At 69.5% G+C, this 25,932-nt stretch carries 17 protein-coding genes; 2 read left to right on the top strand and 15 right to left on the bottom strand.

From position 1 onward, the window contains the following. Position 1 precedes the first annotated feature (1 nt). From ACQP2E_RS31515 to ACQP2E_RS31550, 8 genes are all read right to left on the bottom strand, one after another. Positions 2-1,249 carry a VWA domain-containing protein gene (locus ACQP2E_RS31515; RefSeq protein ID WP_433826601.1) on the bottom strand — a complete coding sequence of 416 codons (1,248 nt, stop codon included), beginning with the start codon at positions 1,247-1,249 and terminating at the stop codon, positions 2-4. 229 nt (positions 1,250-1,478) lie between these two features. Beyond that, the gene (locus ACQP2E_RS31520) at positions 1,479-2,549 is read right to left on the bottom strand and encodes a VWA domain-containing protein (RefSeq protein WP_433826602.1); all 1,071 of its coding nucleotides are present in this window, start codon (positions 2,547-2,549) and stop codon (positions 1,479-1,481) included. Continuing rightward, complete coding sequence (locus tag ACQP2E_RS31525) at positions 2,549-3,511, bottom strand: VWA domain-containing protein (RefSeq protein ID WP_433826604.1); 963 nt, start codon at positions 3,509-3,511, stop codon at positions 2,549-2,551. Before ACQP2E_RS31525 ends, ACQP2E_RS31520 begins: the two co-directional genes overlap by 1 nt. After that, positions 3,508-4,383, bottom strand: coding sequence for a DUF58 domain-containing protein (locus ACQP2E_RS31530; protein ID WP_433826605.1), 876 nt, complete (start codon positions 4,381-4,383; stop codon positions 3,508-3,510). Before ACQP2E_RS31530 ends, ACQP2E_RS31525 begins: the two co-directional genes overlap by 4 nt. Before the next feature lie 3 nt (positions 4,384-4,386). Next, positions 4,387-5,373, bottom strand: a complete 987-nt coding sequence (locus ACQP2E_RS31535) for an AAA family ATPase (protein ID WP_433826607.1) — start codon at positions 5,371-5,373, stop codon at positions 4,387-4,389. A 48-nt stretch (positions 5,374-5,421) separates the two neighbouring features. Beyond that, complete coding sequence (locus ACQP2E_RS31540) at positions 5,422-6,282, bottom strand: S1C family serine protease (protein ID WP_433826608.1); 861 nt, start codon at positions 6,280-6,282, stop codon at positions 5,422-5,424. A gap of 133 nt (positions 6,283-6,415) precedes the next feature. Beyond that, positions 6,416-6,922, bottom strand: coding sequence for a hypothetical protein (locus ACQP2E_RS31545; RefSeq protein ID WP_433826609.1), 507 nt, complete (start codon positions 6,920-6,922; stop codon positions 6,416-6,418). Then, positions 6,915-7,685 (bottom strand): Imm21 family immunity protein, encoded by a 771-nt coding sequence (locus tag ACQP2E_RS31550; protein WP_433826611.1) that lies wholly within the window; start codon positions 7,683-7,685, stop codon positions 6,915-6,917. The genes ACQP2E_RS31545 and ACQP2E_RS31550 overlap by 8 nt, the downstream gene beginning before the upstream one ends. A 193-nt stretch (positions 7,686-7,878) precedes the next feature. Here ACQP2E_RS31550 and ACQP2E_RS31555 point away from each other — a divergent pair, with 193 nt between their 5' ends. Next, positions 7,879-9,903, top strand: a complete 2,025-nt coding sequence (locus ACQP2E_RS31555; RefSeq protein WP_433826612.1) for an endo-1,4-beta-xylanase — start codon at positions 7,879-7,881, stop codon at positions 9,901-9,903. Between the two features lie 759 nt (positions 9,904-10,662). Here the strand turns inward: ACQP2E_RS31555 and ACQP2E_RS31560 are convergent. From ACQP2E_RS31560 to ACQP2E_RS31590, 7 genes are all read right to left on the bottom strand, one after another. Next, positions 10,663-13,551, bottom strand: a complete 2,889-nt coding sequence (locus ACQP2E_RS31560; protein ID WP_433826613.1) for a DUF5682 family protein — start codon at positions 13,549-13,551, stop codon at positions 10,663-10,665. Continuing rightward, positions 13,548-14,660 carry an ATP-binding protein gene (locus ACQP2E_RS31565; protein ID WP_433826614.1) on the bottom strand — a complete coding sequence of 371 codons (1,113 nt, stop codon included), beginning with the start codon at positions 14,658-14,660 and terminating at the stop codon, positions 13,548-13,550. The genes ACQP2E_RS31560 and ACQP2E_RS31565 overlap by 4 nt, the downstream gene beginning before the upstream one ends. A gap of 10 nt (positions 14,661-14,670) precedes the next feature. Beyond that, positions 14,671-16,023, bottom strand: coding sequence for a vWA domain-containing protein (locus tag ACQP2E_RS31570; protein ID WP_433826616.1), 1,353 nt, complete (start codon positions 16,021-16,023; stop codon positions 14,671-14,673). Further along, complete coding sequence (locus ACQP2E_RS31575) at positions 16,020-17,393, bottom strand: hypothetical protein (protein ID WP_433826617.1); 1,374 nt, start codon at positions 17,391-17,393, stop codon at positions 16,020-16,022. Before ACQP2E_RS31575 ends, ACQP2E_RS31570 begins: the two co-directional genes overlap by 4 nt. After that, the gene (locus tag ACQP2E_RS31580; RefSeq protein WP_433826619.1) at positions 17,393-17,878 is read right to left on the bottom strand and encodes a hypothetical protein; all 486 of its coding nucleotides are present in this window, start codon (positions 17,876-17,878) and stop codon (positions 17,393-17,395) included. The genes ACQP2E_RS31575 and ACQP2E_RS31580 overlap by 1 nt, the downstream gene beginning before the upstream one ends. An 81-nt stretch (positions 17,879-17,959) precedes the next feature. After that, positions 17,960-20,212 carry an MMPL family transporter gene (locus tag ACQP2E_RS31585; protein ID WP_433826620.1) on the bottom strand — a complete coding sequence of 751 codons (2,253 nt, stop codon included), beginning with the start codon at positions 20,210-20,212 and terminating at the stop codon, positions 17,960-17,962. Between the two features lie 7 nt (positions 20,213-20,219). Next, entirely contained in the window at positions 20,220-25,031 is a 4,812-nt protein-coding gene (locus ACQP2E_RS31590) for an aminotransferase class I/II-fold pyridoxal phosphate-dependent enzyme (protein WP_433826622.1), read from the bottom strand. A gap of 436 nt (positions 25,032-25,467) precedes the next feature. On the opposite strand from ACQP2E_RS31590, the gene ACQP2E_RS31595 reads away from it, so the two are divergent. Further along, on the top strand, positions 25,468-25,884 hold the full coding sequence (locus tag ACQP2E_RS31595; protein WP_111649219.1) for a hypothetical protein: 417 nt from the start codon (positions 25,468-25,470) through the stop codon (positions 25,882-25,884). The last annotated feature ends 48 nt before the right edge of the window (positions 25,885-25,932 follow it).

Consider the following 25,932-nt stretch of genomic DNA (forward strand, 5'->3'; position numbering starts at 1 on the left):
GTCAGTTCTCCCTCCACTTGGCGACCCACCAGCGGGTCAGCCAGCCGGCCAGGACACCGGCTACGAGGCCCGCGATCGCGAGCACGAAGAGCAGCAGCCAGCCGCGTCCGAGGCCGGGTGCGTCCGGGGCCTGGGAGGCGTCGACCAGGTCGATGCTGAGTTCGAGGGGCATGCCGGGTGCGCCGGCGGCGGTCTTCGAGGCGAACGAGTTGCTGACGATGAGGCAGACGGATTCAGATGATTTTTCGGAAATATCGGTGGACCAGCGTAAACCTGTCGATAAAACGTCAGAGCGTCCACTGCCCGCGTCGACGCCACGGACCAGCTCGCGCCCGCCGGCCGTGGCCGCCTTGAGCAGTACCCCGTAGTCACGGTTCAGTTCGCGGTCCAACGCGATGCTCACCGACGCCCGCAGCTCCTGCCCCGTCGCGACGTCGACCCGATAGAACCGGTGTTCCCCGATCAGCTCCCGGTCGGTGTAGACGCCGGCCGCCAGCAGCGGCGCCGTCGTGCAGTCCTCGGCACCGGCCACCGCAGCCGGAACGACCGGCGGCGGCAGCGCGGCCCGGTCGACCACCTGCTTGATCCGTTCGGTCAGCTGCTCCTCGCTGTCCGCTGCCGCGTACGTCCCACCGGTCGCCGTGGAGATGCAGACAAGCTGCTTGCGGGTCTTCTCGTCCGGCGTGAGCCCGAGCGTGTCGATGACCAGGCTGGTGCCCTGGGCGGCCAGTTCACGGGCGACGGTGCACGGGTCCGGCGGGGTGCAGGTGTCCTCGCCGTCGGTGATCAGCACGATGCGGCGTACCGATCCGGTGTCACCAAGGTCCTCGGCCGCCTTACGCAGGGCGAGTCCGATCGGGGTGAAACCGGTCGGCTTCAACGACGCGATGGCGTTCTTGGCGGCTACCCGGTTGACCGGCCCGACCTCGACGATCTGCTGGGTGTCCTTGCAGCCGACCTTCTTGTTCTCACCGCCGTAGGTGGCCCCGAGCACCCGGATACCGAGCTGCGTCGTCTCCGGCAGCGCGTCGACGACATCGTTGAAAGCCTGTTTGGCCACCGAGATCCGGGTCGCCCCGTCGATGTCGTCGGCCCGCATCGAGCCACTGACGTCGAGCACCAGCTCCACCCGCGGCGGCTCAGCCACCGTCTCCGGAACCTCATCGGCGCGGGCCGGGCTCGCACCCAGCATCACATTCGAGGCGATCAATCCTATTGCTGCCACTATGGACAGTTTCTTGTGGATCACGCGGCAAGATCATAAACACCGGCCCCTTGGGTACGCGTAACCGCCCCTCCCCGGCCCCGAAGCCATCATGACCCCCGTGACAGTGGGCAAAGCGGCACCCACTCCGGGTGTGTGAGGGGGCGCCGGGGCCGGCGGCGAAGTGCGCCGGCGGGAGGGGCCGCCAGGTGTCGAGAAACCACGGGAGGCCGTTGATGCGGTTGGGGCGGCTTTGTGCGTATCAAAAAAAGGGTCAAGGGCGCGGGCCTCGGTTCCACCAGAGGGAGAGGGTGACGCCGCTCGCGGCCAGGAGGAAGCCGGCGAGGAGGAACCAGGAGGAGATCTCGACGTCTTGTGTGGTGACGCCGAATTCGCTGGGGAGATCGCCGAGTACGTCGGTGAGTTGTTCGGCGTCCTCGGCCTTGAAGTAGCGGCCGCCCGTGAGGTCGGCTACCTGGGTGAGTGCTTCCTCGTCGATTTCGCGGGCGCCGCCGCGGCCGCCGCCCGCGCCGAAGCCGCCACCGCCGTTGCCTCTGTTACCGAACGGGGAGTCGCCGTTGACCTGGTCGGCGGTGCAGACGAGCTGCTGGGGTTCGGTGGTGCCAAAGCCGATCGTGTAGACGCGCAGGCGGCGGGCTGCGGCTTCCTGAGCGGCAGTGACCGGGTCGACGCCCGTGGTGTTCGAGCCGTCGGTGAGCACGACGATGGTGTCCGGCTCGTAGTCCTGCTGCTGGTCGGGTGTCGTCGTGCCACCGAGTTCCGCTCCGGTGGCCGGCACGTCGGGGTTGATCTCGGCGATCGCGTCGACCGAGGTCAGAATGGCCTGGCCGATCGCGGTGCCGCGGGACGTCTTGAGGGTGTCGATCGCGTCGAGCAGCGGCTGCTTCTCCGAGGTGGGCGCGACCAGCAGACCGGCGATGCCGGAGAACGCGACCAGACCGATCTTGGTGTCGCCCTCCTGGGCCTCGACGAACTCGCGGGCCGCGTCGACGGCCACGGCGAGCCGGTTCGGGGCGATGTCGGTGTTGCACATCGAGCCGGAGACGTCGATGGCCAGCAGGATCGTGGTGTTGTTGGACGGCACGGCCACCGAGGCCTGCGGCCGGGTGATCGCGCCGGCGACGGCCAGCAGGCCGGCCAGGAACAGGAAGACCGGGATGCGGCGACGCCACGCCGTGCGGCCGGGCAGCGCCGCACGGATCAGCGCCACCGAGGAGACGGTGATCGCGGTCCGCTTGCGGCGCCGGTTCAGCAGCCAGCGAGCGAGCAACAGCAACGGTACGACCAGAAGCGCGAGCAGTGCCCACGGCCAGCTCAGCGACATCAGACGATCCTTCCGTGCCAGCGGGTGCTCAGGAACCCGCCGAGCGTCAGCAGCAGGAGGGCCGCGGCGGCGAACGGCGCGGTCAGCTCCAGCGGCTCCTTCTCGGTGGTGAGCCGCAGGTCGATCGACTTGGTCGTGTCGGCGAGCGTGCTCGCGTCACCGGCCTCGTGGTACGTGCCACCGGTGACCTGCGCGATCGCGGTGAGCAGCGATTCGTCGAGCGCGGTGCCGAGCTGGAAGCCGTCGACCTCGACGGTGCCACCCTGCGCGGTGCCCACGCCGACGGTTTGAATCCGTACGCCGGCAGCCGCGGCGAGTTCGGCGGCTGCCTCGACGTCGGGTCCGCCGGTCTCCTCGCCGTCGGAGAAGACGACGATCGTGGCGGACGGCCAGTAACCCAGGTCCGGTGCTGCTCCACCCTCTTCGGGGAGGGCCACCGGCTTGCCGGTGATCGTGCCCAGCCCGACCAGGATCGCCTGGCCCAGCGAGGTGCCGCCGCTCGCCTTGACCCGCTCGATCGCGGCGACGGCGGCCGCGTGATCAGCGGTCGGCGCCTGGGTGAGCAGGGCCTGGTCGCCGAAGACGAGCACGCCGACGTCCACCGTGTCCGGCTGCTCCTCGACGAAACCGGCAGCGGCGGTCTGCGCGGCGGAGATCCGGCTCGGTGAGACGTCCTCGGCGGTCATGCTGTTGGAGATGTCGAAGGCGAGCAGCACGGTCCCGGAGACCCGGGGCACGGACACCTCGGCCTGTGGACGGGCCAGCCCGATCAGCATGACCGGCAGGGCGGCGAGCAGGAGTGCGTACGGCAGGTGCCGCCGCACACCGCCACCGGCCAGGGTGCCGAAACCGGCAGCGGAGAGCGCGGCGGACCGGCGACGCTGCAGCGTGACGTACCCGTAGATCGCCGCGCCGGTCAGCACGACCGCGGCGACGAGCACCAGAGGGTACAGGAAAGTCATCGTCCGGACCGCCTCACCATGTCGACCAGCACGGCGAGCAGGTCCTGGTCGGTGGTGACCCGGTGCGGGCGTACCCCGGCCTTGCGCATGTTCTCGGCGAGGGCTTCCTCGCGGGCGCCGACCTGATCGGCGAGCCGGGTACGCAGCAGCGGGTCGCTCGTGTCGACAAGGATCTGCTCACCGGTCTCGGCATCCTCGACGAGCACCAGGCCGAGGTCGGGAAGTTCCAGCTCGGCGGGGTCGACGACCCGGATCACCACCACTTCGTGCCGGTGGGTGAGCATGGCGAGTGATCGTTCCCAGCCCGGATCGCCGATGAAGTCGGACATCACGAAGATCAGGCTGCGGCGGCGTGAGGTGGTCGTGGCGGCCAGGCGGAGCATTTCCCCCAAGTCCGTTGTTTTCTGCTCTTTCGAGGTCTGCGACCGGGTGAGTTCACGCGCGATTCGCAATGTCTGATCCCGGCCACCACGTGGCGGGATGACCTTCTTGGTGTCGTTGTCGAACAGGATCGCGCCGACCCGGTTACCGCCCTGCGCGATCAGCCTGGCCAGGCTGATCGCCAGCTCGCCGGCGACCGATTCCTTGCCGTCGTTGCCACCGAATCTCATCGAGGCCGACCGGTCCACGACGAACCAGGCCGTCATCTCGCGGTCCTCGGTGTACTGCCGGACGTGCGGCTCGTCGAGCCGGGCCGTCACGTTCCAGTCGATGTGCCGGACGTCGTCCTCCGGCGAGTACGCGCGCAGGTCGGTGAAGTCGAGCCCGGTGCCGTGCCACACCGTGCGGTACGCGCCCTGGAGGCGCCCGTCGAGGCGGCGCCCGAGTTTCCACTCGAGGCGCCGCAGCAGCCGATCCGGCGCTGTCACCATGATCTAGCGGCCCCGAGGTTCCGGGAAGGACAGGTTCGCCAAAATCTTCGAGATGATCAGGTCGGGGGTGACCTCGTCGGAGAGCGCTTCGTACGACAGGACGAGCCGGTGCCGCAGCACGTCCGGAGCCAGGTCGCTGAGGTCCTCGGGCACCACGTATTCCCGGCCGCGGATGAAGGCGAGCGCCCGTCCGGCCAGCACCAGGCTGATCGACGATCGAGGGCTGGCGCCGTACGTCACGTAGCGCGCCAGGTCGGTGAGGCCGACCCGGGCCGGTTCGCGGGTGGCGTGTGCGAGGTTCACCGCGAACTCGATGAGCGACGGGTCGACGTAGACCCGGTCGGCCTGCTGCTGAAGCTCGACAAGCGTTTCCGGGTTGATGATCTTCTGGATCACGGCGGCCGGAGCGAGGGACCGCTCGACGACCACGAACTCCTCGGTGATGCTCGGGTAACCGACCACCACCTTCATCATGAAGCGGTCGACCTGCGCCTCAGGCAGTGGGTAGACGCCCTCGTTCTCGATCGGGTTCTGGGTCGCCATCACGAGGAACGGGTTCGGCAGCTTGTGTGTCTCGCGGCCGATCGTGACCTGGCGTTCCTGCATCGTCTCCAGCAGGGCGCTCTGCACTTTCGCCGGGGCGCGGTTGATCTCGTCGGCGAGCAGCAGGTTCGTGAAGACCGGGCCGAGCTGGACCTGGAACTCACCGGTCGGCTGGTGGTAGACCCGGGTGCCGACGATGTCGGCGGGCACCAGGTCAGGGGTGAACTGGACCCGGTGGAAGTCGCCGCCGATCGCCTCGGCCAGAGACTTCACGGCGAGCGTCTTGGCCAGGCCGGGCACGCCCTCGACCAGGATGTGCCCGCGGGCGAGCAGCGCCACGATCAGCCGCTCCAGCAGGATGTCCTGGCCCACGATGGTCTTCTTGACCTCGTAGAGGACTTTCTCGATCGGGCCTGCGGAGGCCGCCGGCGCGTCGGTCCAGCTCATGTAAAAGTCCTTTTTCCTGAGAGGGGCTTTTCTTAGAGGGGCTTTTCCTTAGAGGGGCGGAGCTTGGCCGTTGCCTTCGCCGCCGCCGCCGAGGGCCGCGCCGATCGGCACGGCGAAACCGATGCCGATGAAGGTGCCCGCGTCGGTCGGGTTCGCCAGCGCCACGACGACGCCGACCACCTGACCCCGCGTGTTGATCAGCGGTCCGCCGGAGTTGCCCGGGTTCACCGCCGCGTCGAACTGGATCAGGCCTTCGATGTCGTCGGACTCGTCGCGGTCCAGCTTGCGGTCCAGCCCGGAGACCACGCCGCTGCTGGTGCTCCAGGTCAGGCCGAGCGGGTTGCCGATCGCCACGACCTCGTCGCCGACCGCGGCGCCACCACCGAGCGTGGCCGGGATCAGCGTCTCCGGCAGCGTCTGCGGCGCGATCGTCGCGATGTCCTGCGTGGCGTCCTCACTCGCGATCGCGGCCGCCGAGCGGCTGCCGTCCGCGTATGTCACCCGGATCGTCTCGGCGCCGTCGACCACGTGCAGCGCGGTCAGGATCGTGCCGTCGGCGTTGGCGATCACACCGGTGCCGGTGCCCGCCTCCAGCCGGTTCGCCGAGTCGTGGCCGGTCGTCTCGATCAGCACGACGGAAGGAGTCAGCGTCTCTGCGATCTCGGCGACGGTCAGGGGCGCGTCCGAAGCGGACGGAGAGGCCGAGGGAGCGGTTGCGGCAGGACTCTCGGTTTCGCCCCCATTTCGTACGAGGACAAGCGCGGTGATCGCCACAGCCCAGATGACGACCGCACCGATCAGCAGCTTGCGACGCCGCTCCGGAGTGTTCCATCGGGCCTTCGGCTTTTCCTGCTGCTCCGCCGGTGCGGGCTCCGGCGCGGGAACCCCCTCCGGGCGGAGCACCGTCATCACGGCACGACCGCCAGACTTTCCATTACTTGACCCTAAAAGCGATTCCTTAGAATTTGCCATGAGCCTTCTGATGGTTTCCGGTACGCAAATTTATCCATATGCCACAGAACGGTCCTGTGGCTGTTCCCGGTCACTCCGATCTTGCTGCGGTGGCGAGGGAGTGCGCCATCTCATCGATATCGGCACCGGACTCCTCGATCACCTCGTCGACGATCTCGGTGACCTCGTGCACCTCGGCGCCGACCTCACGCATCAGGTGGGCGGCGAGGGCCGCGACGACAGTGAGGGCGGGTTCGATGCGGAAGGGTGGCCGGGGCGGGCCGCCGGTGAGAAAGCCGAGAAGCGCCAGGCCGTGAGCCCGTTCCTCGTCGGTGATGCCGAGGTCGGCGAGGCGTGCACGGGCCATCAGGCTGTCCAGGTCAACCGGTGACGGATCGTGGTCGAACCGGATGGCGAGCAGCACCTGAAAGATGATCAGCAACCGCATCGTGTCCGGGACGGCAGTCGTGGGGCCGGCGCCGGCGGTCGCGCACCGGGCGAGTTCGTGTGGGGTGCGGGCCAGAAGGTCGGCGGGCGACAGAGCACCACCGTCACTCGCTGGCAGCCTGTCACTCCCCATCGGCAGCTCGTCACTCATAGCCGGGCCTTACCTCATAACCGGGCCTTATCTCATAGCCGGGCCTCGTCTCATCGCCGGGCCAGAGTTCGGCGCCGGACCTCGGCTCGGTGGCCGGGCGCGCCTCGGTGGCCGGGCTGGTGAGGCGGATCAGGGTGAAGCGGACGTCGGGGGCCGGGTCGGCGCGGGCGGTCTCGATCACCCAGTCGCCGGGGGCGAGGTCGTCGATCAGCAGGTGTGTCCTGGTCATCGCGTAGTCGCCGGAGAAAACGGCGTCGAACAGGCGCAGCGGCTCGTCTACGCGGATCATTCCGGCGGGCCGCCATCGCGCCAGCCCGGCGGCGGCCAGCGCGTCCCGGCGGGGGTCGATCACGGCGTTGCGGGCTTCGCGCTGGAAGATCAGGTGGTGGCCGGGCAGGTAGCCGGTGGGTAATCCGCCCGCCCGGATCACCAGGGCATCCGACGTGCCGATCGGCAGGATCCCGGCCTCGCCGGAGATCGCGCACGCACGCTGATAGGCGGCTTCCCATTCGTCGCCGAGTTCTTCCACGCCGCCCGCCTCTTCCACGCTGCCGGCCTCTTCCACGCTGCCGGCCTCTTCCGCGCTGCCGGCTTTGGGGGCGGCGCCGGCTTTGGGGGCGGCGCGGGCTTTGGGGGCGGCGCCGGCCTTGGGGGCGTTGCCGGGAGGTGGGGGCGCGCCGAAGGGTAGCTCCAGGCCGAGCCAGGAGCTGACCACTGATTCTCCGATCGCGATCAGCGGACCGCCCAGCGACGTGATCAGCACGATGCGGGCCCGTCGCCCTCGGGTCCAAGCAGCACTGTCGGCACACCCCTTTCGCGCGGGCCCACTGCGGGCCTGCATGGAATACAGCGCCGCCCGCAACAGGTTTGTCACCGCGTTGAAATGGGAGCGCTCCCATGCAACGATGGGCGTCACTGTGCTTTCCGCGTACCCCCGAACGCGAAGGACCACCCAGATGCGCGCACTCGCGCGGCTGGCCGTGACCACCCTGCTGGTCGCGGCTCCTCTCGCCGCCATCACCATCACCACTGTCGCGAGCGCGGCCGAGGACCCCGCCCCGATCATCGTGCTCACCAGCGACTTCGAGGACGGCACCGTCCAGGGCTGGTCCGGGCGGTCCGCCGAGACGATCGCGCACAGAACCGCCGTCACGCACGCCGGGACCGGCAGCCTCGCGGTCAGCGGACGCACGGCGACCTGGCAGGGCCCGTCACTCGACGTGCTCGACGTCTTCGAGAAGGGCACTGCCTACACGATCTCCGCTTGGGTACGCATGGAGTCCACCTCGGACAACGCCCGGCTCAGCGTCGAACGCCGCACCGGCGGGGTGACCGCTTACGATCAGGTGGCCGGCAACACGGCGGTGACCGCGGGCGGGTGGGTGAACCTGACCGGGCGCTACACGCTCGCGACCGACGTCGAGTTCCTCCGGGTCTACGTGGAGACGGCGTCGACGACCGGCTCGTTCTACATCGACGACGTGACCGCTTCCTACGTCCCGGCGCTGCCCGTACAGACCGACATCCCCGCGGTACGCGACGCCGTCACGTCGTTCCCGGTGGGTGCCGCGATCACCGGGGCGGAGATCGTCGGGGATCACGGCGCGCTTCTCCGGCGGCACTTCTCCTCGGTCACTCCCGGAAACGCTCTCAAATGGGATGCCACCGAACCCTCGGAGAACACCTTTTCGTACGCACAGGCCGACCCGCTGATCGCGTTCGCCGAGTCCAACGGGCTCGCCATCCGCGGGCACACGCTGGTCTGGCACAACCAGACGCCGGCCTGGGTCTTCACCGGCGCCGACGGCCAGCCGATGACGGCCACCGCGGAGGACAAGGAGTTGCTGCTGGCCCGGCTGGAGAACCACATCCGCAACGTGGCCGGCCATTACGGCACCTCGATCGCCGTCTGGGACGTGGTCAACGAGGTCATCGACGAGAACCAGTCAGACGGTCTGCGGCGTTCATCCTGGTTCAACGTTGCCGGGCTGGACTACATCCGGACCGCGTTCCGGGTGGCTCGCGAGGTGCTGCCGGACGCGAAGCTGTTCATCAACGACTACAACACCAACGTCCCGGCGAAGCGCGACAAGCTGTACGCCCTGGTCGCCCAGCTTCGCTCGGAAGGCGTACCGATCGACGGGGTCGGCCACCAGATGCACATCAACGTCAGCTGGCCCACGATCGCCGAGTCCGAGGCGATGATCCAGAAGTTCATCCCGCTCGGTGTCGAGCAGCAGATCACCGAGATGGACGTCAGCATCTACACCAGCAGTAGCGAGAACTTCGCGACGCCGCCGGCCGAGCGACTGCTCCAGCAGGCGTATGTGTATCGGGACACGTTCGCGCTCTTCCGCAAATACGCCTCGGAGATCACATCGGTGACGCTGTGGGGATTAGCGGACGACAACACGTGGCTGGACACGTTCCCGGTGACGCGCAAGGACGCGCCACTGTTGTTCGACACGCGCTTGCAGGCGAAGTCGGCGTACTGGGGCGTGGTCGACCCGTCAAAGATCCCACCGTCGCCGTCAGTCTCGGCTTCGTCCTCAGTTTCGGCGTCGCCGTCGGGGTCCGCTTCGCCGTCGGGGTCCGCTTCGCCGTCTGTTTCGGTGTCGCCGTCGGGCTCGGTGTCGCCGTCGGGCTCGGCGTCTGGCGCTGCGGGGTGTGCGGTCACCTATCGGGTCACCGGCAGCTGGCCGGGTGGTTTCCAGGGCGACGTGAAGGTCGCCAATATCGGGACGGCAGCGATCAACGGGTGGTCACTGGCTTGGCAGTTCACCGGCGGGCAGCAGATCTCCCAGCTGTGGAACGCCTCGATCACCCAATCCGGCGCTGCCGTGACCACGACGAACACCTCGTGGAACGGAACGCTCACTCCAGGCGGATCCGCCTCCTTCGGTTTCCTCAGCAGCTGGACCGGCAGCAACCCGGCCCCGGCAGCCTTCACCCTGAACGGCAAGCCCTGCACGCTCCTCTGAGCACGAGCAAGACAACGGCGCACCAAGGGCCACCAGCACAAGTAACGCAAAAGGCGCAACGCGCGAGGTGCCGCTCGAAGATCTTGTGCGGTTCGACCGGCCGATCGACCACGAGTGCACGAGTTTGCGGGACGGCCACCCGTGGCATGTCGGTTTCGAGTGGTTCGCGGCCGTTTGTGGCGACGGTCTGCCACCACAGCAGGTGGACATGCCGAATCTTGGAGACTCGTGGGTGCCCTGTGCCCCACCGGTCTCCAGGGTTCGACCGACACGATGCTTCACAGAGCCGGCGTGGTGACGCGGTGCTTCACAGAGCCGGCGTGGTGACGCGGTGCTTCACAGAGCCGGCGTGGTGACGCGGTGCTTCACAGAGCCGGCGTGGTGACGCGGTGCTTCACAGAGCCGGCGTGGTCGACGCGGTGCTTCACAGAGCCGACGTGGTCGACGCGGTGCTTCGCCGATCTTGTGGAGTTCGACGAACCGTTTGCGCACAACTCCGCAAGATCGGCCGTGCCTGTTCGATCTTGCGGAGTTGCGCGGACACGTCTGCGGAGAAGTCCACAAGATCCAGACGCGGTGGAGCGGAGGGGGCAGGGCGGCGCGGGGCGGCGCGGAACAGCGCGGGGCGGCGCGGAACAACGCGGGGCGGCGCGGAACAACGCGGGCCGGCGCGGAACAACGCGGGGCGGCACGGAACAACGCGGGGCGGCGCGGAACAGCGCGGGGCGGCACGGAACAGCTTGCTGAGATCGCGGCGAATTACGTGGTGAGCAGGGTGAGCACCGTCTCTCCGGGTTCGGGGTGGGTGGACAGGAGGGCTCGCACCGGAGCGTTCGGGTCTGGTTCGGCCGGTTCGGCCCAGTCGCCCTCGCAGCTGAGCAGGGCCGTCACCGCGTCCGGCGTCCGCTGGTGGGCGGCCAGCAACGCGAAGACCGGACTACCGCCCGGACCGGCGACCAGACTGCCGCCCGGACCGGCGACCAGACTGCCGCCCGGACCGGCGACCAGACTGCCGCCCGGACCGGCGACCAGGCTGTCGCCCTGACTGCCGCCCGGACGGCCAACCCTGCCTGCGGCCAGGCTGCCGGCTGCGCTTGGCTGGTGGGGTCGGGTGGGTGCTGGGCGGGATTGCCACGGTGGGGTCCACTCGTCGATGGCGGGCAGACTGCCGGGGAATGTGCGGCCCGCCTCCCTGGTCAGCACCGGTACCAGCTCGGCCGCCTGTGATTTCAGGGTCGTGATCAGGGTGGGCAGCCACGGCAGCAGGACCGGGTCGGGCAGCCGCCCGAACGCTTTCGACAGTGTCTCCACGACGAACGGCGCCAGCCTCGGCACCGGTTCGAGGGCCTGCACGAAACCGCTGACGTACTGCGGGAACGCCGGGACCACCAGTGGGTTGGCGAGCAGTTCGTCCACGCGTACCCGAAGGTCGGGCAATGGGAGATCGCCCAGCTGGTGGCGCGCCGCCCAGAGCAGGGACGTCTTGGCCGGCGTCTCCGGGTGCGACTGCCGCACGGCGAGTTCCAGCTGGGTGCGGTCACAGCCGAGGGACAGCGCGAGGCTTTCCATGCTGAAGAGGAATCCGAGCATCGCGCCGACCTGGCGCACACCGGTGTCCTCGTCAACGAACGCGGTCGGCAGCAGGGTGCAGTAGTGCGCGTACCCCTCGGTCACGAAGCGCTCGCACCAGCCGGGCAGCACCGGCTCGGTGGCCCGGTAATGGGCCATCAGCCGGCGGATCCGGCGCAGCACGGCCGGCGCCTCGTCGACGGTGCGCTCGGCGGCCAGCAATTCCACCGCGCGTACGCCGAGCTCGTCGGTGAGTCGCGGGCTGGTCAGGAAGAGCAGCGAGTCCTCGACCGCTTTCAGTGCGGTGGCGGCGGTCGCTTTCGGGTCCCAGGCGGCACGGCGCAGCCGTTGCTCCAGCACCTGCTCGACGGTGACGCCCTCGTAACCGAGCTCGATGATGGTCCGCTGGTGGCGGCCGATGTCGAGGTCCCAGCTCTCCTGGATGGGTTTCGCACCGAGCCGGCGCGATCCCATGATCGGGCGCACCGCATGGTCGGGCAGCAGGTAGCGCAGCATCCAGAGCAGGCGTGAGCAGGCGGCCAGCTCGGGCCGGGCGGCGAGGTCGAGCAGGGCGCGCTGGATCGTGCGCTGACCGAGGTTCAGCCCGAGCGGCGCGAGGCGGTCGTAGACGTCGCGGGCCAGGGGCGGCAGCGAGTCGTACCCGACCTGGCCGATCCGGTCGCCGCCGAGCAGGATCTCGCAGAGCCGGCGTACGTCGCGCCGGCCGGGGACGGTCTCCTTCTCGATGCAGGTGATCGCCGCGTCCTGGAAGTCGTACGGGGTGGGCCGCCGGCGACCGCGCATCCCGGCGAGCAGCACCGACGTCTCGAAGACCGCGATGGCGTCGGCCGTGCTGGCAAGGTAACCGTTGCGGCGGGCCAGCCGGACGATGTCGACGCACCAGCCGCGTAGTTCCTCCTCGTCGAGCCCGTCGAGGGCGGGCGGCCCGGAGAGGTAGCCGCTGAGCTGGTCGGTGACCGGCCCGCCGGCGGTGACCGGTGCCGGCGCCTTTTTCCGCGTGCTCTTCTTAGCGGACAGCGAGAACGGCCTCACCCCGGTCCGCAGCAACGATTTCTGCCAGGTGGCGGCCGCGATCGAGACCGAGCCGGGCGCCAGGCCGAACTGCGCCTCGATCGCCGAGTGGCTGGACGGGATGAGCCCGTAGAGCCACGTCGTCGCGGTACGCCCAGTGATCTCGAAGTCAGGCGTGCCCGGCTCCGAACCGGCTTCGGCAACCCGGCTGGCGGCGTGGAAGGCGCCGCAGATGTAGAGGCAGTCGGCCCGGTCGGCGCCAGTGGCGGCGAGGTGCTCCCGGATCCGGGTCCACATGTACCGCTCGCGGTCCTCGTCGGTCGCGTACCGCCGGGTGTCGTGTGGCGCGAGCCGGCGGAAGAGGCTGCCGACCATCACCATGACCTGCCGGTACGTCTCGTGGTCGGCACCGGCGAGGGGCTGCTCGACGTACTGGTCCCACCATTCGGACCAGTGCCGCACCCGGCCGTGGTGCAGCAGGTGCTCCTCCAGCTCGGCGAACCGGGGCCGCAGGTCGCCGATCTCCACACCGACCGCGTCGCCGTGCAGGTCGTCCTCGTCTTTCTGCGAGGAGGCACCCGGTTGCCACTGGAACACGTGGTCGGTGGAGCGGTCGACGAGAACCAGCTCGACGCCGGGGGTCTCCAGCGCGTACGCGACAGCCTGGTACTCCGCGGAGGCCTCGGTGATCGGCGCGACCACGCTGAGCGGCGCTGATTCCTTGGGGAAGCCGTCCAGTTCGGACGCGAAGGCCTGCAACGCCACCGGCAGACGGCAGTTGCGCAGCTCGGTGAGGAGCGGCGCGAGGTCCTCGCAGAGCTCCAGGTAGATCACCTTCGGCTGTTTCTCCCGCAGCCGACGGGCCATCGCGAGCGCCGAGGCCGGCGAGTGATGGCAGACCGGGAAGATCTCCAGCGGCTCGCGCAGCGCGTGATCGACGTCGTCGACCATGCCGGCCAGGATCTCCGGAAGCGCTGCCGGGCCACCGGCCAGCGCGTCAGCCGCGCCGAGCAGCTGCTCCCGCAATGAGTCGAAGGGACCGCTCACGACAGGGTCTCGATCGCCTTACGGCCGCCGGAGAGGAAACCGTCCCACTCGCCGCCGTGCTCACGGCTGCGCGGCTCGACCACGCCGTGCCAGTACTTGTTGAGGATCGCCAGGTCTTCCGGGCTGCGCCGGGCCAGCGAGCCGACCAGTGATCCGGCCAGCGCCTCGGCGGTGAGCGCGGAGGCGCCGAAGAAGTTGCTGTGCAGGATCGCGTCCTCCAGCACGCCGATCTGCTCGGCGGTGGAGAGCGCCGACTCCAGGCGCTCGTCGTCGCTGCTCGCCGAGCCGGCCGCCGCGCGCAGGTCGGCGAAGCTCTGCAGCAGCACGTCGAGCAGGGTCGGCGGGACCTCCAGCTCGATGTCGTGCCGGCGCAGCAGTTCTTCAGTACGGAACCGGACGATCTCCGCCTCACTCTTCTTGTTGGTCACCACCGGGATGCGTACGAAATTGAACCGGCGCTTGAGCGCGGAGGAGAGATCGTTGACGCCGCGGTCCCGGCTGTTCGCCGTCGCGATGATCGAGAAGCCGGGCTTCGCGAAGACGATGTTGTCGGTGTCCAGCTCGGGGATGGAGACGTACTTCTCGGAAAGGATCGAGATGAGCGCGTCCTGCACGTCGCTGGTCGAGCGGGTCAGCTCCTCGAAGCGGCCGATCACGCCGCCCTCCATCGCCGTCATGATCGGCGACGGGATCATCGAGGCCCGGGACTGACCCTTGGCGATGACCATCGAGACGTTCCACGAATATTTGATGTGGTCCTCGGTGGTGCCGGCGGTGCCCTGCACGACAAGCGTCGAGTTGCGGCTGATCGCGGCGGCGAGCAGCTCGGCCAGCCAGCTCTTGCCGGTGCCGGGGTCGCCGATCAGCAGCAGGCCACGGTCGGAGGCGAGGGTGACGATCGACCGCTCGACGAAGCTGCGGTCGCCGAACCACTTCGAGCTGATCTCCCGGTCGAGGCCGTCGGCGCGTTCCGACCCAAGGATGAAGAGGCGCACCATTTTCGGGCTGAGCCGCCAGGAGAACGGCTTGGGCCCGTCGTCGACCGACTCGAGCCAGTCCAGCTCATCGGCGTACTTGATCTCGGCAGGTGCACGCAGCATGTCGCTCATGGGGTGTCTCCTAGAAGGCGAGGAAGTTCTTGAGCTCGGTGACGAGCTTCTTGATGCGGCCGGAGAGGACCGGGGTGCCCTGGTCCTTGAAGCGCTGACGGAACCAGGGGTTGACGCTCTGCTGGCCGCCGCTGCTCACCGATCCGACCGGGATGAACCGGGCGCCGGAGCGGTGGATGGCGGCCATCCCGTCGAAGACGGCCTGTTCCTGCCACTCGTAGAAGTCCGAGATCCAGACGACCACGGTGTTGCGCGGGTCGACGATTTTCGGCCGGACCAGGTCGAGGGCGACGGTGCCGTCGGTGCCGCCGCCCAGCTGGGTGCGCAGCAGCACCTCGAACGGGTCGTGCACCCAGGGCGTGAGGTCGAGGGCCCTGGTGTCGTACGCCACCAGGTGGACGTCGACTTTTGGCAGGCCGGTGAAGATCGAGGCGAGGATCGTGCAGTTGACCATCGCGTCGACCATCGAGCCGGACTGGTCGACCACGACGATCAGGCGGGCCGGGGTGACTCGTTTCGCGGTCTGCTTGTAATAGAGCCGGTCGACGTAGAGGCGCTCCTCCGCCGGGTCCCAGTTCGGCAGGTTCTTCCAGATCGTCCGGTCGATGTCGAGGTTGCGGTAAACCCGTTTCGGCGGGATGGACCTGTCGATCGTGCCGGCGCTGGCCTGCGCCACCTGCGTACGCAAGACCTCGGCCACCTCGTCGACGAAGCGACGGATCAGCGCCTTGGCGTTGGCCAGCGCCACGCCGTCGAGGTTGTCCTTGTCACGGAGCAGCTGCTCGATCAGGGACATGCTCGGGGTGAGCTGCTTGGCGAGCTTGGGGTCGGCCAGCACCTCACGCAGGCGCATCCGGCTGACCAGGTCGGCCTCGATCGAGGCGAGGGCCGGGCCGAGGTCGACGTGGAAACCACTGCCCTGCTCGCTGCCGGCTGCCGCGCCGCCACTGCCGCCACTGCCGGCTGCCGCGCGGCCACGCATCGAACCTGGCTGGCAGCCCAGCGCCCGCTCGAACCAGCCGGCGTCCGCCTGCCAGCGGGACAGCTGCCCCGCCGTGACGTTGCCGGAGCCGGTCCCGAAGACGTTGAGCAGCAGCTTGGAGACGAGCGCGGCCCGGCGTACCTCGCCGTCGGTGTCGTCCTCGGCGCCGCTCAGCAGGCCCTCGAACTCCGCCTCGAGCCGCGGGAAACGCTGCACCACCGTGTCGACCGAGACGCCCGGGTCGAGCAACGCGGCCGGCAGGCCGAGGTCGTCGACGATCGCCATGCTCCCGGACTCCAGCGCGGGCTGCTCCTCGGGGTCGAAGAGCCGGGCGAGCAGTCGCCAATAAAGCACCTGGCGCCGATTTTCCGCTGTCGTCATTTGCGCAGCAGCCTTCCCGCGCGCTCGCGCAGCACGTCGACGGCCGTGCCGGCGACCGCCTCCGCCTTCGCCGCTTTGGCGTCGAGGGGACCGAGTGCCCAGTCCCCGGTGTGCACGGCGACCGCTTTCTTCCTGACCGAGGCCTGCACGGCGAGCGGCTGCACCAGCCATCGGCCGGCGTCCCAGCGCAGCAGGCCGATGCAGGCGGTGGACGCGGCGATCAGGGCCGGGGTGAGCGGGCCGGCCACCGGCAGCCGGTCGGTGGCGATCGGCACTGTGACACCGCCCAGATCGAGAGCCTCCGGCCCCGGCGTGTAACCCTCCAGCAGCACCGGCTCGGCGATCGCGGCCGGGTGCCGGTCGAGCGGCGCGGCGGAGAAAGCGGTTGCGGCGCCGAGCCGGACCCGAGCGGTGGCGAACGGGTCGGCCGGCTCGCCCGCGGTGACCCGGGACTCGTCCCAGATCAGGTCACCGCTGCCGGTCAGGGTCAGCCCGTTGGCCTCGACCACACGGTGCTCGGCCATCGCCGCCCGGAAGATCGGGAAGCCGGCGAGCATCCGCCAGGCGGACGGCCCGGTGATCGTCTCGACTTTCGGTGCGGCCACCGAGACGCGCACCAGGCGCACCTCTCCCCCGGCTGTTTCGAGCAGGCCGTGCGCCTGCGCCCGGAACACCGTCGGGTGCTCGTGCAGGTCGACGCCGAGCAGCAGGAAACGGCCGTCGACCGGCTCGCCCGGGTCGGCCGGAAAGCCGGCCTGGGAGAGCAGCAGGGCCCGGGACCAGAGGTCGGCCCAGCGGCGGACCGGGATGCGCTCGCACGTGGCGACCGGCGCGGCCGCCCCCAGCTCGGCGGCGAACCCGTCGAGAAGGACCGCGAGCCGGCGGGCCGCCGGGTCGGCGAGCAGCGCCTGCACAGCCGATGAACCGGCCGCGGCAAGCTCGTGGTCGACACCGCGCCAGCCGGCGATCGCCAGCTCCCGCAGCCAGGACCGGCTGCCACCGGCCACGATGGCCGGACCGGCGACGGGCGACGGCGACGGCGACGGCGACGGCAGGCGATCACGGCCCAGTGCGCCGGACAGCGTGCCGAGCAGCGCGTCGTGGGCGGCACCGAGCAGCGCGGACCGCGCGCCGGCCAGCGCGGCCAGATGCTCGTCGGTCACTGTCCCGGAAACGATCTTGCCGATCGAGTCGGACACCCGGCCGGCCAGAGGCGAGCCGGTGAACGCCCCGGCCAGCGACTCCAGCGCGGCGGCCCGGTCCTCGTCGATCCGGGCGAGACCGTGGACGAGCGCGTCGTCGAGGCCGTCGATCAGGGCGAGCGCCTCGGTGAGGCCGGTCGGCTCGGCGCGCAGGGCGTCGGTGAGCATCAGCGCACCGCCCCGGCGGCCGGGAACCACACCAGGTCGGGCAGCGGGTCGGTGGTGGCGGGCAGCTCCAGGTAGGACAGGTGGCGCAGGAAGCTGCTGAACACCTCGGCGGCACGGTTCGCCGCGACGGTCGGGTGCAGGCCGGTGATCAGGTCGGCGTCCTCGGCCACCTCGATCTTCAGGTATCGCGCGACGCGGGCCGCGCCGTACTGCAATGTGGCCTCGGTCAGCAGCGACCGCAGGTGGTTGCAGGCGAACGAGCCGCTCAGGCCGCCGCAGGGACGGTTGTTGTTGGTGTTGCAGCTCAGGCCGTGATCGCCGGCCGTGATCGAGGAGACGTAGACCCGGGAGACGTCCGACCTGCTCGACACGACGCCCTGCAACCGGCCCTCGGCGAGCTCGAGGAACGGCACCTTCGCCAGTTTCCGCGATCGCACGGGCTCGATGACGGGCGCCGAGCTGCGGCGCTCGTAGGGGATGCTCATGGGGCGTAGTTGTATCGGAGGGGTCCGACAAAAACGCCGGACCCCGGTTCGGCTAAAACGCCGGACCCCTGCCACGCGCCCTCAGAGGTGCTCGCGCAGACCCATCCGGGCGTGCAGCGCGCGCAGCGGTTTCGGCGCCCACCAGTTCCACCGTCCGAGCAGACGCATGAACGCCGGCACCAGCACCGGGCGCACCAGCAGCGCGTCCAGGATGATCGCCAGCGCCGAGCAGAGCCCGAAGAACTGGATGAACGAAACTCCGGACACCAGCATGGCCAGGAACGATACGGAGAGGATCGCCGCTGCCGCGCTGATCACCCGGCCGCTGTGCGACAGTCCCTCCACCACCGCGGTACGCAAATCGGCGCCCTGCCGGTGCCGTTCGAGGATCCGGGAAAGCACGAAGACCTCGTAGTCCATCGAGAGTCCGAAAGCCACGCAGAACAGCAGCACCGGGATCGCCACGGTCAGTGGTGTCGCGGTGAAGCCGAGCACTCCGGACAGGTGCCCGTCCTGGAAGATCCAGACGGCGACGCCGAAGACCGAACTCATCGTCAGCAGGTTGAAGAGCAGCGCCTTGATCGGCAGGAAGACGCTGCCGGTCAGCAGGAAGAGCAGCGCGAACGTCGTGCACGCGATCAGGATCAACGCGTGCGGCAGCCGCCCGCCGATCGAGCCGGTGATGTCGACCAGCTGCGCGGCCGGCCCGGTGACCAGCACCGGAACCTCGGCCGGCACCGGGACGACCCGGACCGCGCGGGCCAGCTCGGCGCCCTTCGCCGAGTACGGCTCGACGTCGCTGAGCACCGAGAAGTACGTAGCCATCCGGCCCGAGGCGAAGGTACGCGGATGCACCGTTGTCGCACCCGGCACGACCGTCCCGTCCACGTACGTCCCGGCCATGCTGTCCACCCGGGACACCCCGTCGACCAGGGACAACCGGGACGCGTAGACGGCGGCCCGCTTGATGCCGTTCGTGCCGGTGCCCCAGCCCTGTGCGACGACCACGGTGGCGCCGCTGCCGGTGCCGGCGAACTCGGAGCGCATCGCGTCCGCGACCACCCGGCTCTCCGCCTTCTCCGGCAGCACCCGGTCGTCGGCGATGCCGAACTTGATGTGGGTGAACGGCAGCGCGAGCGCGACCAGGAACATGATCACCGGTAGCGCTGTCAGAATCGGCCGGCGCATGACGTGGCCGGCGATCCGTCCCCAGAACGGCGCGTGCCCACCGGCAGCCGGCCTGCGGCGCAGCACCGGCCACTTGTCGATCCGGTCGCCGAGCAGCACGAGCAGGGCCGGCAGCACCATGAGTGCCGCCAGGACGGTGGCGATCACGACGGCGATGCCGGCGTACGCGAACGAGCGCAGGAAGTACTGCGGGAAGACGAGCAGGCTGCACAGCGCGACCGCCACGGTGGCCGCGCTGAACACGACGGTGGACCCGGCCGTACGCATCGTGGTGGCCAGCGCGGAGATCTTGTCCGGGTCGCGGAGCCGCTGCTCGCGGTACCGGGAGACGAACAGCAGGCTGTAGTCGACGGCCAGGCCCAGGCCCAGCGCGGTCGCCATGTTGACGGCGAAGACCGACACGTCGGTGAAGACCGCCAGCAGGCGCAGCGTGCCGAGGGTGGTGACGATCGAGAAGAGGCCGATCAGCAACGGAGCGCCGGCGGCCCAGACCGTGCCGAAGACGAGCAGCAACAACAACAGGGTGATCGGGATGGCGATCGCCTCGGCGTGCGCGAGGTCCGTCGTGACCTGCTCGTTGATGTCGTTGTTGACCTGGGTGAGGCCGCCGAAGGAGACGTCGATCCCACCGGAGGAGCCGGTCAGCGAGTGGAGATCAGCGACCCGGTCGGCGCTGACATCCTCGTCACCGTCCACCCGCGCGAGGATGACGCCTTTGTCATGATCACGACCGGCCAGCTGCGGTACCGGTTTCCGGGGGTTCCAGTACGACCCCACCACGGTCACGCCCTCCGTGGCGGAGAGCCGCTGGACGACCCGGGAAGCGACGACGAGCATGTCGGCGTCGTCGACCGAACCGCCCGGCTTGGAGATCATCACGACCAGGTTCGGGTCGGCGGCGTGGAAGTGCTGTGCCATCCACTGCCGGCCCTTCACCGACTCGGAGCTCGGGTCGTCGAAGCCGCCGCTCTTGAGCGCGCCGATCAGGTCGCCGCTGAAAACGATGGCGGCCACCGCCACCAGCAGCGCGGTGAGCAGCACGGACTTGGGGCGGCGGGTGACGAGCCGGACCACCGGCCCGGAAGCCGGGCCGGTGGTCGGGGTGCGGCGGCCGGTGGTGGCCGGCCGAGGGGCAACCGATGTCATTCCAGGCTCACGCGGGCTGCGGCACGGTCGCCGGGTCGAGGTGACGGGCGAGCAGGTCGACGGTGTGCTCGATGTCCTCCGTGGTGTGTTCCGCGGTGATGAAGAACCGCAGCCTGGCCAGCTTCTCCTTCACCGCCGGATAGAGGATCGGGTTGGCGCTCACCCCGTTCTTGAGCAGCGTGTCGGAGAGCCGCAGCGCCTTGATCGAGTCACCGGTGATCGCCGGCACGACCGGGGTGCCGTCACTCGGCCCGGTGTCCACGCCGGCCTGGCGGGCCAGCCGCAGGAACATCGCCGAGTTGTTGTGCAGCGCGGCCAGCCGCTGCGGCTCCTCGCGGAGGATGTGCAGGGCAGCGAGCGCCGCGGCGGCGTTCGCCGGGCTCATCCCGGCGCTGAAGATGAAGCCGGGCAGCGTGTACCGCATGTACTCGATCAGCTCGTGCCGGCCGGCCAGGTAACCGCCGCAGCTCGCCAGGGACTTGGACAGGGTGCCCATCCAGACGTCCACGTCGGCGCGGTCGATGCCGAAGTGCTCGCCGACGCCGCCACCGCGGGCGCCGAGCACGCCGATGCTGTGCGCCTCGTCGACCATGAGCAGCGCGCCGTGCTTCTTCTTCAGCGCGATCAGGGCCGGCAGGTCACAGATGTCGCCGTCCATGCTGTAGACGCCCTCGACCACGATCAGCACCCGGCGGTACCGGTCACGGGTCTGGGTCAGCAGCGCGTCCAGGGCGGCGTAGTCCTGGTGGGCGAACGGCTGGCGGGCGGCACCGGAGAGGCGGCAGCCCTGCAGGATGCTGTCGTGCGCGAGCGCGTCGTGCACGATCAGGTCGTCCGGGCCGACCAGGTGGCCGATCACGCTGACGTTCGTGGCGTGGCCGCCGATCAGGGTGATCGCGTCCTCGGCGCCGACCAGCTCGGCAAGGGCCCGGTCCAGCTCGTCGTGCAGTGCCCGGTTGCCGGAGAGGATCCGTGCCGCGGAGACCGAGGAGCCATACCGTTCGACGGCCTCCTTCACCGCGTACGCGACCATCGGGTGCCCGGACAGACCCAGGTAGTTGTAGCTGGAGAACGAGATCAGCTGACGTCCGCCGACCTTGGTGGCCCGGCCGATCACGCTGTCGTGCACCAGGTAGTACGGGTTCGTCACGCCAACCCGGTCGAGCATCACACCGCGGCGCTGGAACTCGACGACCTCGGGCAGGTAGGCCACGTCGGCGACCTCCTTGCGCGGGGGCACCACCAGGGAACGCTCGGGCGACGGGACGACCGGAGCGGCGTGCGCCGGGGCGGGAGCGGGTGTGCCGCCACCGAGGGCCGCCGAGAGCACCTGCGCGAGTTCACCGACGGTGGACACCTCGAAGACGTCACCCGGGTCCAGCTCCAGGTCCGGCCAGCGGCGCTTCACCGCGGAGACCAGCTCGGCCGTCATGATCGAGTCGAAGCCCAGGTCGGTGCCGAACGACTGGTCCGCCCGGACCAGGTCCGACGGGTACGCGCTGATCTTGCCGACCATCACGGCGAGTTCGGACACGATCTGCGAGGTGTCGTCCGGAGCGGTCTTCTGCGCCGGGACCGGGGCACGCTTCGCCGCGGGCACGCCATTGAGAACCGGTTCCTTGACCACGGCCTCCTTCACCACCACCGGCGGCGGGCCTTCGATAGCCGCGACCGGCTGAGCCGCCGGAACGGCCGGGGCCTCGATCCCCGGGACCGGCTCGGCGCCGATGCCGCGCAGGACGGCGAGCTGCTCCCGCATCAAAAGAATGACGTCGTTCACTGTCGTCGGATCTCCATTCCTGGTTGCGACATTCCTGGTTGCGACATTCCTGGGTACGACATTCCGGGTCGTCGCGACCGGAAGCGCCATGCGCTCCGGGAAGCGGACCTCAAGCTCAGCCACCGACCCCGGCGAGACAACTGACCCCGGCGAGACAACCGACCCCGGCGAAACGACCGATCCCGGCGAGACAACCGATCCCGGCGCCACTGCGGCAGCCGCGGGACGGCTCGCCCGGGTGACGGCTCGCCGCGGCCCGTCCGAGCCGGCGGCGCGGCGGATCGAGTAGTGCTGGGTCACCAGCGGCGACGGCGGCAGGGTCAGCAGCGGTACGCCCAGACCCGCGAACAACGGCGTCAGGTCTACCGGAACACCCGCGACGGCGAGCCGTCCCAGGCCTTCCAGCAGCGCGTACCCGTCGTCCGGCTCGGCCGGCATCAGTGCGATCTTGTCGAGCGGCGCCGAGGACGGGATCTGCGCGGCCATGCCGAGCAGCGCGTCACCGGAGCAGACCTGCACGAGGATGCGCGCGCCGGCGTCGACAGCGTTGTCGACAGCGTCACGGAACATCACCGGGGACGACGTCTGGCGGCCCCAGAGCGTACGCAACAGGTCCGGCTCGGCCGGCGCCTCCGGATCCACACTGGAGAAGAAGCGGGCGGTGGGCGTACGCACGGCAAGGTCTGCGGCGTAAGCCGCGACCCGTCCGTCGACCTCGGCCATCAGCGGCGAATGGAAGGCGTGCGAGACCCGCAGCTCGACGGCCGGGATGCCCCGGGTGCGGCAACGCTCCACCAGGTTCTCGACGGCTTCGCGGTGCCCGCTCGCGACGGTCTGCGCGGAGTGGTTGTAACAGCCCGCCCAGACGCCACGGATGCCGGAACGCAGCTCCTCGAAAGCCCGCGCGTCGGCCTTGATCGCGGCCATCGTGCCGGGCGCCGGCTCGTCACCGGCGGTCACCGCGGCGCCGCGTTCGATCAGGAAGTCGAGCCCGTCGTCCGGGGTGAGCGCCCCTGCGGACACCGCCGCCACCAGCTCACCCACGCTGTGCCCGAGGGCGATGTCCGGAGTGACACCGCAGTCGGCGAGCAGCTGGGTCATGCTGATTCCGGTGACACCGAGTCCCGGCTGACAGATCCGGGTGGCGCTGACCTGTGCCTCGGCGTCCGGTCCCGGGTCCTCGCAGAGCAGGCCGGAGACCGCGGTGCCGGTGCGCTTGTCGACGGTGTCGGCGAGCGGTCCGGCGTACCGGGCGAAGAGCGGGAAGCGTTCGACCAGGTCACGCAGGACGCCGGGGCGCAGCGAACCCTGACCGGGGAAGAGGAAGGCGACCTTGCGGTCGTCCTCGCCCAGCGGCGTCTCCGAGGCGTACAGACCAGGTCCGAGTTTGCCCAGCGTGCCGGTGGAGAGTTCCTGCGCGGCGAGCGCCAGGCGGCCGGCGAGCTCCGCTCGCGTCCGGCACATCACGGCCAGGCGCGCCGGGAGCGCTTCGCGGGTGGCCATGGTGCGGGCCACCGCGGCAGGGGTCAGGGCCGGGTGCGTGGAGACCATTGTGGAGAGGCGCTTTGCGTACGCCGAAAGAAGCTCGACATTCCCGGCAGTGATCAGTACGAGCCAGGGCCGTCCGTCATGGCCCGACTTCTCGCCCTCGTCGAGTGGGTCCGGGGCCTCACTGAGCACCGCGTGCACGTTGGTGCCACCGAATCCGAAGGAGTTGACGCCCGCGCGTCGCCGGTCGTCACCCACCTCCGGCCACTCCCGCGGCTCGGTCGTGATCGACAGGTTCGCCGCGGCGAGCGGCAGGTCGGCGTTCTCGGTGATCGCCGGCTGCGGCGGGATGATGCTGTGGTGCAGGGCCAGCGAGGCGCGCAGGATCCCGGCGGCGCCGGCGGCCGGGAGCGTGTGCCCGATGGTCGCCTTGCCGGAGGACAGGTAACAGGGGCGGTTGTCGCTGTGCCCCTCGCGTACCCGGCGGACCGCCTCGATCTCGACCCGGTCGCCGACCGCGGTGCCGGTGCCGTGCGCCTCGAGGAAGTCGATCGCGCCAGGCTCGAGCCCGGCGTCCACGTACGCGGCCCGCATGGCCGCCTCCTGACCTTCGGCCTTCGGCGTCATCGGCCCGGCGCCGCGGCCGTCGTTCGCCGTACCGATCCCGTTGAGCACCGCGTAGATCCGGTCGCCGGCCGCGATCGCGTCGTCGAGCGGCCGCAGCACCGCGATCGCGCCGCCCTCACCCAGGACGAAACCGTCGGCGCGGGTGTCGAAGGGCCGGCACACACCGGCCGGCGAGAGCGCACCCACCCGGGAGAACCCGATCAGCGCGCTCGGCGTCATGTTGATGAACACCCCGCCGACCAGCGCGGTGGTGCACGACCCGGTACGCAGGTGGTTGACCGCCTCGTGCAGGGCGACCATCGCCGACGAGCACGCGGCGTCGACGGCGAACGCCGGACCGCCCAGGTCGAGCAGCTCGCTGACCGTGCACGGCGCCATGTTGAGCAGGTTCCCGGCGAGCGAGAAGGACTGTGCCGGCTCGATCGCGGCAGCGGCCTCGGCCACCGCCTCGATCAGCGCGGAGTCGTGCGCACCGGCCGGGAGGGAACCGTCTGCCAGCATGGTCGCGATGACCCGGGCGCCGGCGATGTCCCGGTAATCCGATGAGCTGAGCCCCACGAAGACCCCGGTACGCGAGCGGTCGAACTCGCCCCGCTCCCAACCGGCGTCCTGCACCGCTTCGCGAGCCAGGTCGACGAGCAGCCGGTGCTGCGGGTCCATGGCCTTGGCGCGGCGCGGCGGGATGCGGTGGTGCAGGGCGGCGAACCGTTCCACCTCCGGGATGAACGCCACCCGGTCCGTGTACGTCGCGTACTTCTCCCGGAAGTCGGTCGAGAAGAATGTCTCATGATTCCAGCGGTCCGCCGGAACCGGTCCGAATTGTTGAGCCGCGTTCAACGAGTTAGCCCAGAACTCGGTAACGTCGCGAGCGCCCGGAAAACGGCAGGAAAGGCCGACGATCGCTATATCCACTGATGTCCCCATGCTTGTGTGCCTGGAAGGCCCAACCTGAAAGCGGGCAGGAAAGCGCCGACCTCGCCGATGAACAGCCGTCGGCGGATGCGCTTACTGAGTAGTGACTGACGCATATCTCACCGCCCTGAGCTGCGGATATGCCATGAAGCAGTAGTGCCACTCACTAAAATTCAGTACTTCTGTCAATTCATGTCGAAAATTTCCTTCCCGTACGCGGCGCACTCCTACTCAACGGAACGGGAATCGGAAGGTGTCGGGCGTGCTCGATGATTCACAGCACATTCCATCGGGACCGTCACAGTTACCGATCAGCGAGATCTCGGACGCGCGGGAAAACGTACCGGCTCGGGAAAGGTTACGAATCTCGACCCGATAGGGTAGTAGTCGGCCCCTCGTGTGTGCGGAGCTTTGCCGAATGGCTGCGAAGCGCCTAGCTTTCTGCGCCATGAAGCAAATGACCAAACGGTGGCTGGCTGCCGCGGCAGTGGTGGCAAGCATCGTCGCCGCAAACCCGGCTCCGGCCCAAGCGGCACCGACTGTTCAGCGGCAGCGTCTCATCGCGACCGCGTACTACGGGACCATGGACATCATCGCCCGCGAGACCCTCGGCCTGAAGGCCCGGTTCATCACGGTCGGCGGCCGTCCCGTTCCCAACCTGATCGTCAACTTCGTCACCACGGGCGAGCGTTTCCCGATGTGCGAGGCGACCACCGACCTCAACGGCTGGGCTGAGTGCCGCAACGGCCCGATCCCGCCGCCGCAGTCGCTGGCCAACCTCCTGGTCAACGGCTACGACGCCGTCTTCGACGGCAACCGTTACTACATGCCGGTGGCCGCCCACAACAACATCGGCATCGGCTAGAACCTCAAGCCAAGCCCGGCAGCCCGGCCGGTGATCGGCACTCCCGAT

Source organism: Actinoplanes sp. CA-015351 (genome assembly GCF_050955685.1).
Taxonomy (GTDB): domain Bacteria; phylum Actinomycetota; class Actinomycetes; order Mycobacteriales; family Micromonosporaceae; genus Actinoplanes.

Coding starts and splice junctions, on each gene's coding strand:
- ACQP2E_RS31555 (WP_433826612.1), top strand. CDS start 7,879: ATGCGCGCACTCGCGCGGCTGGCCGTGACCACCCTGCTGGTCGCGGCT.
- ACQP2E_RS31570 (WP_433826616.1), bottom strand. CDS start 16,023: ATGACGACAGCGGAAAATCGGCGCCAGGTGCTTTATTGGCGACTGCTC.
- ACQP2E_RS31580 (WP_433826619.1), bottom strand. CDS start 17,878: ATGAGCATCCCCTACGAGCGCCGCAGCTCGGCGCCCGTCATCGAGCCC.
- ACQP2E_RS31535 (WP_433826607.1), bottom strand. CDS start 5,373: ATGAGCTGGACCGACGCGCCGGCGGCCTCCGCAGGCCCGATCGAGAAA.
- ACQP2E_RS31585 (WP_433826620.1), bottom strand. CDS start 20,212: ATGACATCGGTTGCCCCTCGGCCGGCCACCACCGGCCGCCGCACCCCG.
- ACQP2E_RS31565 (WP_433826614.1), bottom strand. CDS start 14,660: ATGAGCGACATGCTGCGTGCACCTGCCGAGATCAAGTACGCCGATGAG.
- ACQP2E_RS31595 (WP_111649219.1), top strand. CDS start 25,468: ATGAAGCAAATGACCAAACGGTGGCTGGCTGCCGCGGCAGTGGTGGCA.
- ACQP2E_RS31525 (WP_433826604.1), bottom strand. CDS start 3,511: ATGACTTTCCTGTACCCTCTGGTGCTCGTCGCCGCGGTCGTGCTGACC.
- ACQP2E_RS31545 (WP_433826609.1), bottom strand. CDS start 6,922: ATGAGTGACGAGCTGCCGATGGGGAGTGACAGGCTGCCAGCGAGTGAC.
- ACQP2E_RS31590 (WP_433826622.1), bottom strand. CDS start 25,031: ATGGGGACATCAGTGGATATAGCGATCGTCGGCCTTTCCTGCCGTTTT.
- ACQP2E_RS31520 (WP_433826602.1), bottom strand. CDS start 2,549: ATGTCGCTGAGCTGGCCGTGGGCACTGCTCGCGCTTCTGGTCGTACCG.
- ACQP2E_RS31575 (WP_433826617.1), bottom strand. CDS start 17,393: ATGCTCACCGACGCCCTGCGCGCCGAGCCGACCGGCCTCACCGAGGCG.
- ACQP2E_RS31530 (WP_433826605.1), bottom strand. CDS start 4,383: ATGGTGACAGCGCCGGATCGGCTGCTGCGGCGCCTCGAGTGGAAACTC.
- ACQP2E_RS31540 (WP_433826608.1), bottom strand. CDS start 6,282: ATGACGGTGCTCCGCCCGGAGGGGGTTCCCGCGCCGGAGCCCGCACCG.